This is a genomic window from Paenibacillus sp. J23TS9 (assembly GCF_018403225.1).
Taxonomy (GTDB): Bacteria; Bacillota; Bacilli; order Paenibacillales; family Paenibacillaceae; genus Paenibacillus_AQ.
Genome location: NZ_BOSG01000001.1, coordinates 2,321,493 through 2,340,541, shown reverse-complemented (window position 1 = coordinate 2,340,541; position 19,049 = coordinate 2,321,493). Strand labels below are relative to the sequence as shown.

At 47.6% G+C, this 19,049-nt stretch carries 14 protein-coding genes; 13 read left to right on the top strand and 1 reads right to left on the bottom strand.

From position 1 onward, the window contains the following. The first annotated feature begins 75 nt into the window (after window positions 1-75). Entirely contained in the window at window positions 76-1,800 is a 1,725-nt protein-coding gene (locus tag KJS65_RS10950) for a proline--tRNA ligase (RefSeq protein WP_213649846.1), read from the top strand. A 36-nt stretch (window positions 1,801-1,836) separates the two neighbouring features. Then, entirely contained in the window at window positions 1,837-2,397 is a 561-nt protein-coding gene (locus KJS65_RS10945; RefSeq protein WP_213649845.1) for a GNAT family N-acetyltransferase, read from the top strand. Between the two features lie 69 nt (window positions 2,398-2,466). Here KJS65_RS10945 and KJS65_RS10940 read toward each other — a convergent pair whose 3' ends face one another. Further along, window positions 2,467-3,015 (bottom strand): GNAT family N-acetyltransferase, encoded by a 549-nt coding sequence (locus tag KJS65_RS10940; RefSeq protein WP_213649844.1) that lies wholly within the window; start codon window positions 3,013-3,015, stop codon window positions 2,467-2,469. Between the two features lie 200 nt (window positions 3,016-3,215). On the opposite strand from KJS65_RS10940, the gene KJS65_RS10935 reads away from it, so the two are divergent. The 11 genes from KJS65_RS10935 (at window position 3,216) to KJS65_RS10885 (ending at window position 19,038) form a co-directional block, all read left to right on the top strand. Next, window positions 3,216-4,820, top strand: a complete 1,605-nt coding sequence (locus KJS65_RS10935; RefSeq protein ID WP_244864480.1) for an S-layer homology domain-containing protein — start codon at window positions 3,216-3,218, stop codon at window positions 4,818-4,820. A 383-nt stretch (window positions 4,821-5,203) separates the two neighbouring features. After that, the gene (locus KJS65_RS10930; RefSeq protein WP_213649843.1) at window positions 5,204-9,610 is read left to right on the top strand and encodes a DUF4855 domain-containing protein; all 4,407 of its coding nucleotides are present in this window, start codon (window positions 5,204-5,206) and stop codon (window positions 9,608-9,610) included. Between the two features lie 211 nt (window positions 9,611-9,821). Then, window positions 9,822-10,877, top strand: a complete 1,056-nt coding sequence (locus KJS65_RS10925) for an ArsR/SmtB family transcription factor (protein WP_213649842.1) — start codon at window positions 9,822-9,824, stop codon at window positions 10,875-10,877. A gap of 21 nt (window positions 10,878-10,898) precedes the next feature. Then, window positions 10,899-12,131 carry an MFS transporter gene (locus KJS65_RS10920; protein ID WP_213649841.1) on the top strand — a complete coding sequence of 411 codons (1,233 nt, stop codon included), beginning with the start codon at window positions 10,899-10,901 and terminating at the stop codon, window positions 12,129-12,131. A gap of 49 nt (window positions 12,132-12,180) precedes the next feature. Beyond that, complete coding sequence (locus tag KJS65_RS10915) at window positions 12,181-13,047, top strand: MBL fold metallo-hydrolase (RefSeq protein ID WP_213649840.1); 867 nt, start codon at window positions 12,181-12,183, stop codon at window positions 13,045-13,047. Between the two features lie 102 nt (window positions 13,048-13,149). Further along, window positions 13,150-13,629 (top strand): hypothetical protein, encoded by a 480-nt coding sequence (locus KJS65_RS10910; RefSeq protein WP_213649839.1) that lies wholly within the window; start codon window positions 13,150-13,152, stop codon window positions 13,627-13,629. A gap of 145 nt (window positions 13,630-13,774) precedes the next feature. Then, entirely contained in the window at window positions 13,775-15,247 is a 1,473-nt protein-coding gene (locus tag KJS65_RS10905) for a WD40/YVTN/BNR-like repeat-containing protein (protein ID WP_213649838.1), read from the top strand. A 34-nt stretch (window positions 15,248-15,281) separates the two neighbouring features. Next, window positions 15,282-16,205, top strand: a complete 924-nt coding sequence (locus KJS65_RS10900; RefSeq protein ID WP_213649837.1) for a DMT family transporter — start codon at window positions 15,282-15,284, stop codon at window positions 16,203-16,205. Between the two features lie 307 nt (window positions 16,206-16,512). Continuing rightward, window positions 16,513-17,172, top strand: a complete 660-nt coding sequence (locus KJS65_RS10895) for a metal ABC transporter ATP-binding protein (protein WP_213649836.1) — start codon at window positions 16,513-16,515, stop codon at window positions 17,170-17,172. Then, a complete protein-coding gene (locus KJS65_RS10890; protein ID WP_213649835.1) occupies window positions 17,159-18,037 on the top strand; it encodes a metal ABC transporter permease in 879 nt (292 codons plus the stop codon). The genes KJS65_RS10895 and KJS65_RS10890 overlap by 14 nt, the downstream gene beginning before the upstream one ends. Continuing rightward, window positions 18,037-19,038, top strand: coding sequence for a metal ABC transporter substrate-binding protein (locus KJS65_RS10885; RefSeq protein WP_213649834.1), 1,002 nt, complete (start codon window positions 18,037-18,039; stop codon window positions 19,036-19,038). The genes KJS65_RS10890 and KJS65_RS10885 overlap by 1 nt, the downstream gene beginning before the upstream one ends. Window positions 19,039-19,049 lie beyond the last annotated feature (11 nt).

The window sequence follows — 19,049 nt, the reverse complement described above, 5'->3', positions numbered from 1 at the left end:
TACCACGAACATATTCGTCCCTAGACCGGGGTGGATGTGTTTTTTTTGTATCCGAAAATAAGGGAGATGAGATTTATGAGACAAAAATACATGCTGCTTCCAACACTCCGAGAAGCTCCATCCGAGGCGGAAGCGGTGAGTCATCAGCTGCTGCTACGGGGAGGTTATATAAGGCAGCTGGCTGCGGGAATATACAGCTATTTGCCGCTCGGATATCGTGTTCTGCATAAGCTGGAACAGATCATCCGGCAGGAAATGGGTACCTCCGACTTTGAAGAGCTGCTGATGCCGGCCATGCAGCCCTCCGAGTTGTGGGAGCAATCTGGCAGATATACAGAATACGGGCCGGAGTTGATCCGGCTTGAGGACCGTCATGATCGTGGCTTTGTGCTTGGTCCAACCCATGAGGAGATTATAACCTCGCTTGTGGCAGCAGAAGTGAATACCTATCGAAAGCTGCCGCTGCGGTTATATCAGATTCAGACCAAGTTCCGGGATGAACGTCGTCCCCGTTTTGGTCTCTTAAGGGGCAGGGAATTCCTGATGAAGGATGCCTACTCGTTTGATGCGGATTGGCAGGGTCTGGACGAAGCATATCAATCCATGGTTCAGGCATACCGCCGGATTTTTGAAAGATGCGGTTTGCGGTTTAAGGCAGTCGAGGCCGAGGCCGGTTCTATCGGCGGGGAAGGCGAGACACTTGAATTTATGGCGCTTGCTGATATTGGAGAAGATACAATCGTCACCTGTTCAGCATGTGATTATGCGGCGAATCTGGAAAAGGCGATATTTTATCAACAAGAAAGCCCAGCTTCTATGGATGTAAAGGTTCCGGATATGGAGGAAATATACACTCCAGACATAAGAACCATTGAAGAATTAAGTGCTTTTCTTAACGAGAATTCCCAAGCATTCCTGAAAACCATGGTATATATGGCGGACAACCAGCCGATCGCGGTTGTGGTGCGGGGAGATCATGAGGTCAATGAATTTAAGCTAAAGAATGCACTTGGAGCATCGAATGTCGAGCTGGCCGATCTTCAGACAGTGGAGAAACTGACCGGTGCACCGCATGGCTTTGCGGGACCGGCTGGCCTGGATATCCCTGTCTACTTAGATTTGGGAGCCGCATCTGTCGTTGATGGCATTGCAGGAGCAAACCGAAAGGACTATCATGTTCGCCATATCCATGCTGGCCGAGATTTCAAGGCTTTAAAGACTGGGGACTACCGGAATGCATCAGCAGATGATTGCTGCCCGCATTGCGGACAGAAGCTGCTTTTCAGCCGCGGCATCGAGGTTGGTCATGTCTTCAAGCTTGGAACGAAATACAGCAAATCGCTTGATGCAAAATTTACGAATGCGGACGGCAGGGAAGAGCTGATGATTATGGGCTGCTACGGGATTGGTGTATCTCGCCTGATGTCTGCTGTAGCTGAGCAGTATCAATCGGAGACCGGAATCTTATGGCCGCTTCAATTATCTCCGTTCCAGGTCCATATCATTCCTGTATCCATGAAGAATGAGGTGCAGACGGGACTGGCCGAAGAACTTTACCGGAAGCTCAAGCTTGCAGGAATCGACGTCATTCTGGATGACCGTGATGAGCGTCCTGGTGTGAAATTCAAGGATGCTGATCTGATCGGTGCTCCATTGCGGATCATCGTAGGAAAAGCCGCTGCAGAGGGCCAGGTTGAATGGCTGAACCGCTTGAACGGGAGTGAAAAGGAACAATTGGGCGTTGAAAAGGCCTTGGAGCTCGTCCATGCCATTTGTTCCGCTTCGGAAGCTGGACTATAATTGAAGAAGAACAGGTAATACGGGAGGAAAAACAACATGAAGATCAGATCGGCAGTACGCGAAGATGCGAAGCAAGCAGCTAGATTGCTGTATGATGCCCTGCATGATGTCGCTCATCAGCTGACAGGAGAAGAACGTGAACAGGATGCGGTTCAGGTGCTCGAGCAGTATTTTGCCGCAGACCAAGGGCGTCTTTCTTATCATCAGGCCATTGTCCAGGAAGTCGAGGGTCAGGTTGCTGGCGTGATTATCGCCTACGGCGGAGATGAAATCGCAGAACTGGACCAACCCATTCTGGAGCGGCTGCGCTCCATGAAGAATGATCCGGATCTCAAGCTGGATAAAGAATCGGATGAAGATGAGTTTTATATTGACACATTATCGGTTTCACCGAAATTCAGCGGTAAGGGTATCGGGACCAAGCTGATCCATGCGGCCGAAGAAAGAGCCAAGGAACGCGGCTATAAGAAAAATGCCATGGCTGTTGTGACGGATAACAGCAGAGCCTACTCATTGTATCTTCATCTCGGTTATGCAGTGGACAAAGAAATTATGATTAACGGCCATGTATATTACCATATGGTCAAACAGCTATAAGTCAGCGCTAGAATAGAAAGACCCGATCCCCAGTGGGCCGGGTCTTTCTATTCTAAACAAGGGGGTTGCTTATTCCCAATCCTCTCTTGTGATCGCAAATAGCTGATGATCCTCCCAGACTCCATTGATGCGTAAATACCTTTTGGCGAGTCCTTCACTCCGGAAGCCCGCTTTTTCCAAGACGCGCAGCGAAGGCGTATTTTTAGGCATCACGCCGGCTTGAACGCGGTGAAGACCCAGCTCTTCAAAGGCATACTGGACACAAAGACGTACAGCCTCAGTCATATAACCCTTTCCCTGATGATCCTGACCTATAAAATAGCCAAGGTTTGCATTTTGAAATGGACCGCGGGCGATGCCCGTCAGCGCAGCTCTGCCGACCAGCTCGTTCGAATCGGTTAAGAAAATTCCGAACAAGTGGGATGAGATCAGATCTTTATCACCGAGTCCGGTTTGAATGTCTTTTTCCTGTCCTTCCACCGTAAAATAAGACGCATCGCGGATCGGTTCAAAAGGTTGCAAATACTCATGATTATGGAGTCTGAGATCCAGCAGAGCTTGAGCATGCTCAATATGTAAGTGCTGCAAATAAACTTTTTCGTTCCGGTTATTTTGCATAAACAGTTATCCTCCGATTCTATTAGAATATGCCGGAAGAAAATTATATTCCCTCATTTATAAAATTACAAATCTATTGATTCAGCAGGCCGACCATCATGCTTTCCATGATTTGGGCGTCTACCTCGTCATGCCTTTTTGATAGGATAGAAGAAGTGAATTAGAAATCTTTTATTCTATATAAAAAGAGAGGCATCCCCTTGAAAATAAAAAATAGAGTTTTGACTGTGCTGATGGCGTCTGCACTCCTATTCGGAGCATTCGAAGGCGTTTCTGCGGCAGCTCAATCAACCACATTGCCGTTTGACGATATCGCTGGCAGCTTTGCCAAAAAGGAAATCACAGAACTTGTAAAAGAAGGTGTCGTAGACGGAACGGGCAACCGCAAATTTGAGCCGAAGAAGAATGTGACACGCGCCGAATTTGTAACTATGGCGGATCGATTGCTGAAACTTGCACCGGTAAATGCCGATATGCCATCTTTCGGCGATGTTTCCGCGAAAAGCTGGTATTACGGCTGGGTCGAAGCTGCCATCCAGCTTGGAATCGTGGAGGGTAAGAGCAAAACCCAGTTTATGCCGGCTGCCCGGATTACCAGACAGGAAGCGGCTGTGCTCATTGTACGCGCCCTGAAGGTAGACCCCGGTACCACCACAGGAGGTAACTTGCCGTATGTGGATTCCGGTGAGGTTGCACCCTGGGCAGCTCCTTACGTGCTGGCGGCACGCACGCTTGGTCTAATGGAAGGAGCTGGCGGCAAATTTCGTCCGGCGGATACGATGACCCGGGAAGAAACAGCGGCGGTTCTGGACAGAGTGCTGCAGGATAAAGTATGGTCGAAGGCGATTCACAAGACAACGAATCTTGGCATCCAGGTTGGCTGGCAGAACGGACTCACAACCTCCCAATTTATAGAGAAAATCAAAAGCACCAACGTCAATACGCTGGTTCCCCGTTGGTTTTTCCTGGAGAATGCACAGGTTCCTATTTCAAATCATGCAGACACCAGCCTTTCAACCTGGGCTAAACAAAATAATAAAAAAATATGGGCGATGCTCGGGAATCATTCAGATTCGGCTTTGACGCATCAAATTCTTTCAGATGAAAGCAAACGGAAAACAGTCATTCAGAAGCTGATAAGTTATGTAAAGACCTATGGATTGTCTGGTATCAATATAGATTTTGAAAATGTCAGTCCGGAGGACCGGCTTAACCTCACGGCATTTATTTCGGAGCTTGGTACGAGCCTGCGCAGTGCCGGGGCTGTATTATCCATCGATGTCTCTCCGGATCTGGGAACGGACTGGACGGAAGCCTTCGATTATGAGGCACTTGGGCGTTATACGGATTACGTGGTGTTAATGGGCTATGATGAACACTGGGACGGTGATCCAATTGCTGGATCCGTATCATCGCTGCCTTGGGTTGAATCAGCGACCAACCGTTTGCTTTCTGTGGTTCCAGCCTCTAAGACCATCCTGGCACTACCTTATTATACGCGGGATTGGACCTTGCAATCCGGTGGAGCTGTATCCGAAGAGCTATCTCTGATTCAGCAGGGACAGCGCATTCGTTCCGTTTATTATAACCGGACATGGGATGCAGGGCTTGGACAGTATGTTGTTACTTACACTCGTCAGGGCAGCCAGCATCGAATTTGGGTGGAAGACGGCCGTTCCCTCGGGCTAAAGACGATGATGGCAGCAAAGCGCGGCGTGGCGGGATTTGCCTATTGGTATATCGGAGCAGAAACGCATGATATTTGGGCGAGTTTATACAATGCGACCCGATATTCGTCGTACTAAAGACGTCTCTACAAAAATATAAGTCCATATGCTGTTCGTTACATGCATCTTGCTTATAAAATAAGGCTCCGTCCATTTCAGGACGGGGCCTTATTTTACTAGGAATTGCCGACTTTTATGCGCGAATTTTCATTCTAAAAGGAAGCGTAAACAAAAGTATATTAAAAGTAATCAATTATCTCTTTGAAGCAAGCGATAAGTTACCTAATGTTACAGTAGAGTCATTGAATGATGCTTTCGTTTTTTATGCTGACCCTGGAAAGGAGGAAATGACGTCAAGTGAAATCATGACAAAAGTTTTATTTTAAAAAGGAAATTGTTCATGGGATGTGTAATTCTGCAGTTATTTTTCTTACTCAAGAATTGAAAGGGAGCTGGCCTTGATGAGATTGAATACAAGATGGGGAGCTATTGTAATGAGCGTGGTCCTATTATTGACATGGGTTCCGGCCGCACAAGCAAAAGAACTGGTTCCAACCATACAAGCCATTCAGACTGGAGATCCTGACCCGGCAGATGGCATAGAACTTAAGGATCCGGCAGAGGCCTCACAAGAACCTGAAGGTGAGACAGAGCCGCCAGCGGTGAAGCCGGAAGAAACGGAAGACCCGGAAGATCCGGTAGTGGAAACAGAGGAGCCGCCAGCACAAACGGAAGAATCACCAATGCCGGTAGAAGCAGGTTCGCCGGAGCTTCGCAATCTTGCTGCTGGACTTCATTATGAATGGTCGGAGGAACCGGAAGCGGCACATCCGGATGATGGCAATAAGCTTACAGATGGGATACACGGCGAATTGAATATGTCAGATCCAGCTTGGGTTGGACAGCTTCATAAGAAGACACGGGAAGTCGTGTTCGATTTAGGCGAGAAAAAGTCGGTCGCGAATATTAAAGCTCATTTTCTGCAGGATTATCCGACGAATTCGATCCTTGTACCCCTGACGGTCTCCATGTACGTCTCTGACGACAAAGAAAATTGGGGGCTGCTTTCTAACAATGCTACCCAGCTTCTCTGGGGAGATGGACCACCAAGAGATGAGACCTTTGAGTGGAAAGGAAGCAGGGATGGAATCAAAAGCGGGAATTTGAACGCGCAGATGGCTTATGCCCGTTATGTGAAAGTAACCTTCTCCATGCATCCTACAAATTGGTGCTTCATTGATGAGATCGAAATTTGGGGTACAGACGGAAAGGTTGAAGGGGCGGAATCGGTTCCTGCGGAGCAGCCGGGATTTTTACAGCCGGGAGCAGCAACGGCGGACATTCACAATCTTGGCCTACTTTATAACGGACAATACGCGAATGATAAGGGAACCTGGACAAAGGAGCGGATTATTCCGAACATCAGTTATGTGGATCAGTCCGGAAAACCCACAGATTGGCTCTTTGATGGTATCCTTTATCTCGGAATTACGTCACCATCCGGTCATGATTATGGCGGAAGCGCGAATTTGGAGGATTGGAGATGGTATCTGGATAAAACATTTGCGGAAACAGGCGATATGCAGCAGCTAAATGAAGCGACCAAGGAAGTCGGATCCGAGCTGAATCAGCCTGATCATAAGGAAAAGGTTGTCTTAATGATTCCGGATCCAGGCGAAAGCATCAAAGATTTCGGCGACGTTGATGGTGATGGTGTTTCAGAGAGTTTTAACAATTCAGCAGTCGGAAAAGAGAAAGCGCTTGCAAATAGAGAAAAGGCGGTTCAATGGTGGTTAAGTGAAGTAGAGAAGAGATGGGGGGAAGAGAATTACTCCAATCTTGAACTCGTTGGCATGTACTGGCTGGAAGAACAAATCAGTACGAGTGAGACGGGACCGGATTTGCTACGTTCGGTGAGTACGAAAGTCCATGATATGAATCTGAAATTTTTCTGGATTCCGCACTTTTTGGCGTATAAAAGCTACATGTGGAAGGATGTCGGGTTTGATGCCGTTGCCTTCCAGCCTAACTATTTCTTCGAGGAAATGGGCTATGACCGTCTGGAGGATGCTGCAAATATAGCTAAGCAGTACGGGATGTCCAATGAACTTGAATTTGATGATCGGATGCTGACCGATGGCGTATTCCGCGAGCGTTATATCGATTACTTGAACAGCGGCGTAGAAACAGGTCTTATGCAGAACGGGTTCAAAGCTTACTATCAAGGCAATAATGCCGTACATGATTCAGCAGTGAGCACGGATGCTGCAACGCGTATTATGTATGATTGGTTGTATCAGTTCGTGAACGGGACCTATCAAATCAACAATGCTGCCCCGCCGGAGGCGGTGGTGCATATGAACGGGCAAACGCTCCAAACCGGAGCAACCGTGCCGGATACAGAGCCGGTTCAGTTTGCATGGGAAGTCAAAAATGATGATGGAAGCGGTCTAACTAAAGTAACAGCTACGTTTGATGGTAAGGCTTACACTTCCGGAACCGTTATTGATTTGGCCGGGAAGCCAGGCAAGCATGAACTGATCATCACCGTAGCAGCTGGCAAATCCCAAAAATCCTCGTATGTGATCGAAGCGTCAACCAGTGCTGTAGGTATGAAAACGTTAGTTAACCGCTTTGAGGAAAAGAAACAGTTCAAGAATGCAGAAGCGGCACGCTCACTGAATAATTATTTGGAAATGATGAAACGCTTCGAGGGCGTTGATCAAGCGCAGGTTGTCACCTATTTAAAGGGATTTAATGCGAAGTTGGACCTTATGAACAAGGATATGATGATTTCAGATGAAGCCTACAACACGCTGAAGGAGGAGGTCTATTACCTCGCTGGAAATCTGGCTCAGAATAAAGCTGTGGAGGCATCCTCAGTCGAAGGGTCCAATCCGAATTATGCACCCGGCAAGGCAGTGGATGGATTCCCGTCCACAAGATGGGCGAGTGATTACAAGGATAATACCTGGTACCAGATCGATCTCGGGGAAGTGAAGGAGATGGATTCTGTTAGAATCGATTGGGAATATGCCCGTGCTAAAACATACAGACTCCTCGTATCTGATGATAAGCAAAACTGGACCTCTGTAGTGAAGGATCATGATGGAGTCATTACAGCGCGTGACGGAAAAGAAACGGTTCATTTTGACCCGATCAAAGCGAGATACATGAAATTTCAAGGCATAGAAAGAGCCACGGACTACGGATATTCTTTTTATGAATTTGGCATATACAACCTCTCGGGTGGCGGGGACGTTAAGAACATAGAAGGCATGAAAGCTGTGATTGATGCAGCATCTAAAAAAGTGACCATTGATGGGCTTGTGATGAATGGCGAACTGGCCAAAGTGAATTTACAGGTGCTTGATCCCCAGGGCAAGATTCAACGCGCGGCTCAAACAACGAGTTCAGAAGCCGGAAGCTTCCATTTCGAATTCACACTTACCGGGGATGTAGAGGGAACCTATGTAGCGAATTTGTCCACGGATGATATGAGCATGCCTGTAAAAGTAACGTTTGAATACAAAAGAGTCCCTGCAGGGGGTGACGGCAACGGCGGAAATACTGGAAATAACGGAAATAACGGAAATAACGGAAATAACGGGAACAGCGGTGGGGGAGATGGAAGCAATGGAGTTTCAAACATTCCGGCCGCTTCGGGTTCAGAAGGATTTCAGCTGCAAAAGGATGGTTCAGTGAAGGCTGTATTCAGCTCCAAGCTGGATACGGATGGAAAAACAGCTGTCAGCACTGTAAGTGAGCAGGATATGCGAAAGGCATTGTCACTAGCAAAATCAGATCCTGATGGTAAGCTGAAGGTGACACTTGAGCTTAAGAAAAATGGAGATGCAGCAAAGTATGCAGTGGATCTTCCGGCAGCATTTTTGTCCGGCTATCCTCATTTGATCCTTGAGGTGATCACGCCAAAAGCAGCCGTGCAGCTATCCGGTGAGCTGCTTGCACAATCAACAGGGATCGGCAAGCAGCTGCGACTTGTCATTAGTGAGCGGGAGCGACAATCTTTGGACCAAGCTGCACAAGCTCAAACAGGCAGCAGACCGATCATAGGGCTGGAGATGATGGCGGACGGGAAATCCATTCCATGGAAGAATGAGAAGACACCCATGACGGTCACGATACCGTATTTACCTGCCGGGCGTGAGGACACTTCAAGAATCGGAGTTTTGTCGATGAATGAACAAGGCATAGATTCAAAGATGAAGGGAACAACCTATTCCGAATCCGGCAATTACGTCCGCTTCCAAACAGACCATACAGGTGTATATGCCGTATTTTACGAACAGCCTGCATCGCAGTTTACAGATCTCGACCGCCATGCGTGGGCCAACGAAGCGGTTGAGAAATTGGCTGCTCTAGGCATCGTCAAAGGAACATCGGCGGGGACATTCAGTCCAGCAGAGCAGGTGAGCAGAGCAGACTTTATCTTAATGTTGATTAGAGCGCTAAATTTGAAGGCGGCTGGAGCAGATGCATTCACAGATGTTAAGCCTCAGGACTATTACTATGAGGCTGTAGCTGCAGCGAAGCAGCTCGGCATTGTTACAGGCACGGATGGCGGCAGGTTTGAACCGAGCGTAAAGATTACAAGACAAGATATGATGGTGATGGTAGAACGAGCAGTCCAGGCATTGAAAAAGGCAGAGATCGAAGGAGATCTGGCAGAGATTGATGGCTACAAGGATGCTAACCAAGTATCCACTTATGCCAAAGGCAGTATTGCAGGTATGATCAAGCAGGGTCTGATTCAAGGTGATCATGGAATGATCCATCCAACCAATAAGACGACCCGTGCTGAGGCAGCTGTATTCCTGTACCGGTTATTGAAATTCCTTTCAGAATAACTGCCTGACTGTGGCAGTATTACATCATAAGCAAAAGACGTGTATTGGATTTGCTGATCGTTACCAACGGTCAATCCAAGCACGTCTTTTTGCTTTTGCAAAGGAGGTTTCGTCTTGAAATTAAATATATTAAAAATATATTGAATAATCAGTTCAATTAAAATAGAATATGTATAGGCTGGGATAATAAGGTAAATGGGGGTTCGAGTAAATGCATATTTTGGATATGTCATTCAAAAGAAGTACCTATCAAGTGGAGTTATACAGCTCACTGATATTCGAAAGTGCTCTGGGTATTGCCGCGGTTACGAACGCAAGACTGCATGAATCTATGGACAAACCTGCATCCTACTGGCAGCTGCTTCGGGATTCTGTATCCGGTGAGCTTGCACAGAGGCTGGAATTCTGTGAAAAGCATCAGACGTGGAAGATGTTACTTCAGCTGCTGCATACACATCCGTTTGCTTCAACACAAGAGTTTGTGGATTTTGTCTGGTCTTTGGAGGACTCGCATTTCAAATTTTTAGTACTTCCTTATTTGGAGAGCGGACAGGAAGCAGTTCGGCTCAAGTCGGCACATGGCGATCATGAGGCTGCCGAAGAGTTGATCCGTGCCTGTCAGGGACATCCGTTTTTCCCGGAAATGATTCAGACGGTCACCGGAAATGATGCAAACGTCTTAAAACGCCATCTTACGTCTTTGCTTCAGCTTTGGGATCAGGAAATTACGTTTGCAGAGGCTGAAGAAAAGAAAGGGATTTTGGAACGTGACTTGATCATGAAAAAGAATCTGCTGCGAAGCTGCACGCCTGAAGAGGTGGTTCTGCGGGCTGCTGGAGTCGAGTATAAGCCTGAAGCGGGTGTCAGCCGGGTGCTTTTGATTCCGCATGTGATTTACCGTCCTTGGACGATTGAAGCCAATATGAAGGAGACCCAAATTTTCTATTATCCCGTCAGCGAGGCAAGTCTAACGCCAGAAAATGATCTATATCAGCCTCCCGGCGAGCTTATTCAATTATATAAAGCCTTAGGAGACGATAAAAGGTTGCGTGCGTTAAAGCTCATTTCCGAGCAAGACCGTTCACTCAAGGAACTCACTGAATTGCTGGGTATGGGTAAGACTACCGTACATCATCATCTGGCCATTTTGCGAGGGGCGGGACTGGTCCGTGTAAAAGAGGGCAGCTATTCGTGGAACCAGAGTTCACTGGATCATCATGACCAAGACCTGCATCGCTTCCTGGGTGTGGCATATAAGGAACAATAACTCCCGTATGGAGGTTGAATCGTGAGCAGAACTTGGAGCGGGAATCTTGGATGGCTGTGCGCCGACCAGATGCGCTCGGCCTTTGCTGGAACATTCGGAACGTTTATTCTATCGTGGATGCTGTACGAGTTGACCGGATCCAAAATGGCGATGGGAGGTTTATGGCTCCTCAACATAGCAGGGCAGTGGCTTGTACAGTGGATTGCAGGCCCGTTCATTGACCGGTGGAAACGGGTGACGGTAATGAAAATATCCGATACGATACGCGGAACTGCCTATTTATTTGTCTGGCTGATGTGGATAGCGGGCTATAGAGAAGCATATATTTTATGGATAGGCTCTTTTATGAGTTCCATTCAGATCTACGACGCTGCGGCGGGAGCACTTATCCCCAAGCTGGCGGCTGCCGACCGGCTTGTACGTGTCAATGCAGCCCTCTCGGGCACGGTACAGCTTGTAAGAGTCCTAACACTGCCTGCAGCGGGGATATTGACGGGGATTTTTACCTCTGAAGTATTATTACTGCTGATCATGATGCTTTTTATAGGTGCATGGATATCCGCTGCTTACATACAGGAAAAACCTCAAACTTCCGGGGGACGCCGCACCTGGAAAGGTAGCTTCAAGCAGGGATTACAGATCTATCAACGGAATAAAATCCTATATGGACTCGCGCTTCTCATATCGGTAACCAGCTTTGGCGTTTTCGCGACTCAAGCGATGTACGTTCCGTATGTAACAGGATTGCTGGGCGGTGGCCCGCTTGATTACGGTTTGTTTTCGGCGGCTTTTCCTCTTGGATATGTTCTTGGCAGTATCATTGTCGGCCGCCTGCGTGAACCTGGTGCATATCTGTATGTCATCATGAGTGCTGCGCTGTTTGGCGGTGGAATAACTTATATTCTGCTTGCCATGACAAACCGGATCACGCCTGCACTTGTTATCGAAATGGCGGCAGGAATCATGATGCCATTCTGGAATGTATACAGTAATACGCTGTATTACAGAATCGTCCCGGAAAATGTACTGGGACAAGTTCTTTCAGTCCGTTCCATGCTGACACGGGCAATGACTCCATTTGGCGTGATGTACGGGACATACTGTGCTTCTGCTATTGGATTGCCTGAGCTTTTCATTTCAGTGGGCGTCCTGATCTGCTCGGTTTCAGGTGCAGGGATTTTGATATCAGGCGTAGCAGCAAAAAGGAGCGCCAGACAGACACAATGGATGTTGAAGAATAAACTTGATGGTTGAAGACAAGATATCTGTTAGACAGGTATTTTGATGAAAAGAGGTCTGGTAAATGGATACCGACAACGAGCAGCAGATTCACTACGGAGACGATTATCACTACATACCGGCTACGTCCGTTGCGAGTGGCAAAGGTGTTGAACTCCAAGCAGATGTGTATGCCTTCACCACTCAAATTGTCAATCTCGTGGCTATCGGTTTACCTGGAAAGGATTCATTTGTGCTGGTGGATGCAGGCATGCCCAACTCAGCAGATGAGATCCTAGCCATGACTCGTGATCGTTTTGGACCGCATTCACGGCCCAAAGCCATCATCCTGACACACGCGCATTTTGATCATGTGGGTGGCCTTGTGGATCTGATTCGGGAATGGCAGGTTCCTGTGTACGCTCATACAGAAGAGCTTCCGTATCTGACTGGTGAGAAAAGCTATCCTAAGCCGGATCCGACGGTTGAAGGGGGGATGCTGGCTAAGCTGTCCTTTGCTTTTCCCCATGAGCCGCTGAAGCTCGGTTCATGGGTGCATTCCCTTCCTGATGATGGGAGCGTGCCGGGGCTGCCTGACTTCCGCTGGATGCATACGCCTGGCCATACGCCCGGTCATGTTTCTCTCTTTCGGGAGAAGGATCGGATGCTGATCGCCGGGGATGCTTTTATTACGGTGAGACAAGACCAACTATACAGCGTGCTTACACAGAAAATGGAGATCAGCGGTCCACCTCGTTACTTCACACCGGACTGGGACGCGGCACATGAATCAGTGAAGAAGCTTGAGGCGCTGCGGCCGGCATTTGCCGTCACAGGCCATGGCAGTCCGGTTTCAGGTGAACAGCTGATGGATGGACTTCATATGTTGGCACAACGCTTTGGCGAGCTTGCCGTACCCGATTATGGCAAATATGCACGTCATAAACACTAAAGTCAGGGAAGCATTAGAAGCCTTTGGGAGGCAAGAGCAGCATACTTTCCCATATGGCTTCTTTTTATGGAATATCATTTTTCATCAAGGGGGGATGCTTGGATGTCCGCTAAGACATGGATCATGTATCTGTCGCTGCTGCTTCTAAGTACGCTGTTTGCTATTCTCGTCGATGTATTTACGGTGGTCCGAAGAACAGGTTATTCAGGTAACGGCAATCCCGGCATGCTGCTGCTGTATCCTGGTTGGGCCACGCTGATGATGTTGATGTTGTTCACGTTTGTCATTGCGGTACGGTATTTTGATATCCTGCAGGACTATATTGCAAAGTTGTCATATCATTCACTTATTCCAATCCTGTCCGTAGGCACACTTTTCTTATCTCTCTTCCTGGAGCTTCGTAAAATCAAACTTACACTCGCTTCCCTCCGTCATAACGGCGACGAGGAGTCATTGATCCAGGTTCTTGGCCCCGTAAATATATACACCAACTCACTTTTCTATAACATGTATATTTTATTGTTTTGCTTCTCTTTAGCTACCCTTGGCGGTTGGTGGGTTGTCCAAAAAAGAAAAAATTGATTCCGGATCGAGAAGAATCCTTAACCTCTTATCTATGGATAATCTTTAAAATAGAGTCAAATTCACTTTTCGATAGAAATCTGAAATGGTGAAAATGATTCTTGCAGGAGAGTTAAGCATTTTAGGAGATTAAGGAGGATTATTCTTGAAAATACATAGGTGGACCATGCTAGCGGCGGCTATACTGGCTATTTTGTCCCTGCTTTTATCTGCTTGTTCTTATAACGGTTCTGATCAAACGGCTTCTTCAGGAGAAGCCCGGATCGTGAAAATGACACAGACAGCATCTAACATTACAGCAGATCAACACTTGACCCTTCAAAAAAATTCGCCGGTGCTCATCAATAACCCGGTCAGTAACTACGATATTCCGGTCATTGATTTTGTGACGGATAACACTGGATTTGCTGTTAAAGAGAAGTATGGCGAATCATTGACACTGATCGCGACGAAAGACGGTGGAACGAGCTGGGCCGAAAAGAAACTGCCGGGTCAATTCGTACGTAGTTTGGATTTTATAAATTCCAATACCGGTTGGCTGCTGATTGAAGAAGGATGCTCATTAAAAAATGGCATGACCGCTTGCTCGAAGCTTCGTTTATTAAAGACACAAAATGGCGGCACTGCTTGGACAACCCAGTGGCAGGCCAGTTCAAAAGAGGACCGTACGCATAGCTTCACCAATTTGCGGAGATTGTCTTTCCAAGACTCCAAAAACGGTGTGATGCTGGCGAATGGCAATTTATACGTTACGAGCGACGGAGGTTCCCATTTTAAGGCGACAGCTTTTGGATTAAAGGATTTTACGCCGCTATCTATGAGCTTTCCGAAAGGCCAAACCGGCTATGTTACGGGGAAAGTCGGTAAGGATGCGGGGAAACTCGTAGTACTGAAAACTTCTAACGGAGGCCGTACATGGCAGAAGCAGCTGGAGATAACGGCGAAGGAATCTCCGCTTTCCAGTCTCGGAATTCAATTCATGAATGAGAATACCGGTTGGCTGCTAACGAATGACACGGGGATGATGAGTGGAGAGATTTACCGGACGACCGATGGAGGCAAGCACTGGAAGACAATGAGTACCCAGCGGACAGGGCGCCCAACACCGACAGATATCCAGCTTGCTGATGCGGATATAGGCATGATATCGCTTCATCCGGGTGCAGGTCCGATTGAAGGTGGTATTTGGCTGACGAAGGACGGAGGCAAAAGCTTTACGAGTGTCGCTCCGAATCATGTCACTGCTGTTAATCAGCTGCAAATGCTGTCTGCAGACCATATTTGGGCAGCAGCGGATGATATGAATAAATCCGGGTATCTTCTTCATTCCAGTGACGGAGGGAGAACATGGAAACAGTCCTATCCGAAAGCGTATCCTTTGGCTCAGCCAACAGAGGGTATGTCTCTCGTTGACGCCTATAACGGGTATGCAATCGGTACGCAGCTCGACAGCAATCAGGTATTTCTAGTCGTGGATGATCATCCATTTCCTCAAAACGTAAATTTTGATGATATAGATCATCTTTATTTTGCTGACCTGAAGCATGGATGGGTTACATTTTATCAGGGAATGGCAGAAACGAAGGATGGCGGGCGCAGCTGGACCGTGCTACAATAAATTGTTGTTAGCATTGTACCGGAAAGGAAGCATCATGAGAAAAACTGCACCGATACCTACCGCTTTACCATTAATTATCGGCATCATCGCCGTTTCTTTTTCATCTATTTTTGTAAAATGGTCCTCTGCACCCGCATCCATCCAAGGCATGTACCGGCTTCTGTTTACTGCGCTGCTCATGCTGCCGTTTATCAAGCCGCATCTTGCAGAGCTGAAGTCGCTTCCCTGGAGAAAAATACTGATGCTGTCTGCATCCGGATTTTTCCTGGCGCTGCATTTTTTGCTGTGGATGGGATCACTCAAGCTGACGACCGTGTCGAGCTCGACGATTATTCTGGCGCTGGAGCCTGTGTTTATCGTCATCGGTGCATTCTTTATTTATAAGGAACGCACGTCATCGTTTGCGATGTTCGGCATGGGAGTCGCCATTGTCGGAGCCGTTCTGATCGGTTGGGGAGATATTGGCGTTTCCCGTACCAACCTGATTGGAGATTTACTGTCCGTATTCGGCACATTGGCGGTTTCCGTTCATATGCTGATCGGTCAGAAAATGGTGACGCAGGTATCTTCCTTTGTGTACAGCTTTGTCGTGTTTCTATCTGCTACGATCGTATTTGCTCTATATAACCTGATTGGTGGAATTTCGTTTACGGCATATCCGGGTAAGGATTGGTGGATGTTTTTGCTCTTGGCAATCGTTCCAACGGTTTTTGGACATCTGCTGTTCAACTGGCTGCTGCAGTATGTATCAGCCTCAACCATATCGATGAGTATTTTGGGAGAGCCTGTCGGGGCGAGTATTCTGGCATTTTTGCTGTTGAATGAACAGATGACCTGGTTCCAGATCATCGGCGGTATTTTGGCGATTTCAGGATTAGTCGTGTTCTTGAACGCAAATCGCGTAAAATGGAAGCCCAGAAGAAAACGGACGGCGGAACCATTAAAATCAGTATCTTGATCATATTGTATTTCATTAAAAGGGCATCCTTTGGGGTGTCCTTTTTGCTGTTTCTACGCAAAGAAAAAACGTTCAACAGAAAAAATAGAGGAATGTTTTGTGAAGGATATTAATAGTAATAATTACGAATAACTTGCCAGCTTGCTTGATATATGTTTTAATATGACTTAAACGTAATGATTACGAATAAGAAAAGAGGCTCAATCATCCGTACTTGTATGTGCGTAAACAGCGAAAAGGAAAAGAATATTTTTTTTTGAACTTTTTTAATCGTAATTATTACTATTATAAAATAAGGAGGATACATATGATCCTTTGCACATTACGCGATATTGTCTTTGGGTACGAGAATGAACCTGTTATCAGGAATGTATCAGTGGATATTCATGCCGGAGAATTCATCGCCGTCAGCGGGCCGAATGGTGCGGCCAAAACAACACTTTTAAAGCTGATTCTTGGTCTGATTAAGCCATGGAGCGGCAGCATTCAGTTCACACCGGAATTCAGCGGGAGTTCGGTGGCCTATGTTCCCCAACAGGCTTCTTCTTTTAATTCCGGCTTTCCCAGCAAGGTGATTGAACTAGTACGTTCGGGATGTTATACGGAGCTTGGCTTGTTCCGACGGTTTCATAGGGAGCAGCATGCGCTGGTGGAAGAGATATTGAGAGAGGTTGGTCTATGGGAGCTGCGTAACCGGAAAATCGGGGAATTGTCAGGAGGGCAAAAGCAGCGGGCTTGTATTGCCAGAGCCATGGTTCAGCAGCCTGATTTGCTGGTTTTGGATGAACCTGTGACCGGAATGGATGCGGCAAGCCGGGTTCGCTTTTACGAATGGATGCGGAACTTGGTCAAGACGCAAGGCAAGACGGTGATTATGGTAACCCATGGTTTGGATGAAGCAAGTGATTATCTGGACCGCGTGATTTATTTGGAAGGAAAGGAAGAGACCGACCATGTTTCAATATGATTTTATGCAGCGGGCTTTTTTGGCAGGCGGCCTAATCGCGCTGATTGCTCCGTTACTCGGTGTATACCTGGTTTTACGCAGGCAGTCGTTGATGTCGGATACACTCTCGCATGTCTCGATGGCCGGCGTTGCGCTTGGAACTGTGCTGCATGTGAGTCCTGTCCTGTGCGGTTTTCTGTTTGCCATTATGGGCGGCCTGATGATCGAACAGCTACGGCGGACTTACAAAACATATAGCGAGGTCCCCGTGGCGATCATTATGACTTCGGGTCTGGCACTTGCGATGGTGCTGATGAGCCTGAAAACCACACTGAATAAAAGCTTCAGCTCTTATCTGTTTGGTTCCATTGTAGCCGTAAGCAGCTCCCAGCTCCTCATTATTGCGGCCGTTACATTGATCGGACTTCTTTTCTTTATGTTGCTCCGCAGACCGCTTTACAGCTTGACGTTTGAAGAAGATACCGCAGCGGTGAGTGGGATTCGGGTCAAAATGCTGTCATTTGCTTTTGCGGTGGTGGCAGGCATGATTGTTGCGGCTGCGATGCCGATTGTCGGCGTTCTGCTGGTATCATCCCTCATCGTGTTGCCATCCGCTTTTGCACTCCGCTTTGCTGGGGGCTTTGTCTCTGCTTCCGTTCTTGCGGTTGTCACCGGCATGGCCGGAGTCTTCAGCGGGCTGACGGCATCTTATTATACGGATACGCCCCCGGGAGGAAGCATCGCCCTGATTCTATTGATCATTCTTTTGGCAGGCATCGGTTTACAGCGTGTGTTTAAACTGGCAAAAAAGCGTCGCGCAGGTAAAACAGAAGCTATATTACGTCAACAAACCAACCAAACCATACATGAAGGAGTTTTAAAGTAATGAAAAAATGGATTCCATACGTATCAGCATTAACGATGGTTGTTCTAGCTGCTAATATCACAGGCTGTGGAGCTACTCAAGAGGACAACACACCGGTATCAGAGCCAGCGGCATCGGCTTCAGCTCCAAGTAAGCTTCAAATCGAAACAAGCTTTTACCCGATGCATGAGTTTGCCAGCCAGGTAGCGGGGGATTTGGCGGATGTGCATCTGCTGATACCGCCGGGCGTGGAACCTCATGACTGGGAGCCTACTCCGCAGGATATTGGAAAGATAGAGAAGGCGGATGTTCTAATCTATAACGGTGCAGGGATGGAAGGCTGGGTGGATCAGGTATTGGCCAGCTCGAACAATAAGGGCCTGAACATGGTCGAGGCAAGTAAAGGACTCGAACTCATGGAGAGCAGCGCCGAAGAAGAAGAACACGCGGATGATGAAGCGGGCCATGATCACCATGAAGATGCCCATGAACATGGGGGGCTGGATCCGCATGTGTGGTTATCTCCGAAGCTGGCGATTCAGGAAGTTCGTAATATTGAGGCTGCGTTGATCGCGAAGGCACCGGAACATAAAGATGAGTTTGCCAAGAATGCGGATACTTACGTCGCTAAGCTTGAAGCGCTGGATGCGGACTATCAAAAAGAGCTGGGAAGTACCAAACGTAAAGATTTTATTACCCAGCATGCCGCGTTTGGATATCTGGCCAAAACCTATGGACTAACCCAGGTTCCGATTGCAGGCCTGTCTCCAGAGCAGGAGCCATCTGCGTCGGCCATGACCGAAGTTGTGAAATTTGCCAAGGAACATCAAGTGAAGACAATTTTCTTCGAGACGCTCGTTTCCTCCCAAGTCGCAGATACAATTGCCCGGGAGATCAGTGCATCCACCGCCGTCCTGAATCCGCTTGAAGGCCTTACCGAGGAAGAGCAGGCAAATCATCAGGATTACATCTCTGTCATGCGTACTAATCTGGAGGCATTGAAGAAAGCGTTGAATGAGTAAAACATGAAGGG

Bases quoted from the DNA above. Each gene is read 5' to 3' on its own strand.
- KJS65_RS10895 (WP_213649836.1), top strand. From the start codon at position 16,513: ATGATCCTTTGCACATTACGCGATATTGTCTTTGGGTACGAGAATGAA.
- KJS65_RS10925 (WP_213649842.1), top strand. From the start codon at position 9,822: ATGCATATTTTGGATATGTCATTCAAAAGAAGTACCTATCAAGTGGAG.
- KJS65_RS10890 (WP_213649835.1), top strand. From the start codon at position 17,159: ATGTTTCAATATGATTTTATGCAGCGGGCTTTTTTGGCAGGCGGCCTA.
- KJS65_RS10945 (WP_213649845.1), top strand. From the start codon at position 1,837: ATGAAGATCAGATCGGCAGTACGCGAAGATGCGAAGCAAGCAGCTAGA.
- KJS65_RS10910 (WP_213649839.1), top strand. From the start codon at position 13,150: ATGTCCGCTAAGACATGGATCATGTATCTGTCGCTGCTGCTTCTAAGT.
- KJS65_RS10950 (WP_213649846.1), top strand. From the start codon at position 76: ATGAGACAAAAATACATGCTGCTTCCAACACTCCGAGAAGCTCCATCC.
- KJS65_RS10915 (WP_213649840.1), top strand. From the start codon at position 12,181: ATGGATACCGACAACGAGCAGCAGATTCACTACGGAGACGATTATCAC.
- KJS65_RS10885 (WP_213649834.1), top strand. From the start codon at position 18,037: ATGAAAAAATGGATTCCATACGTATCAGCATTAACGATGGTTGTTCTA.
- KJS65_RS10940 (WP_213649844.1), bottom strand. From the start codon at position 3,015: ATGCAAAATAACCGGAACGAAAAAGTTTATTTGCAGCACTTACATATT.
- KJS65_RS10900 (WP_213649837.1), top strand. From the start codon at position 15,282: ATGAGAAAAACTGCACCGATACCTACCGCTTTACCATTAATTATCGGC.
- KJS65_RS10930 (WP_213649843.1), top strand. From the start codon at position 5,204: ATGAGATTGAATACAAGATGGGGAGCTATTGTAATGAGCGTGGTCCTA.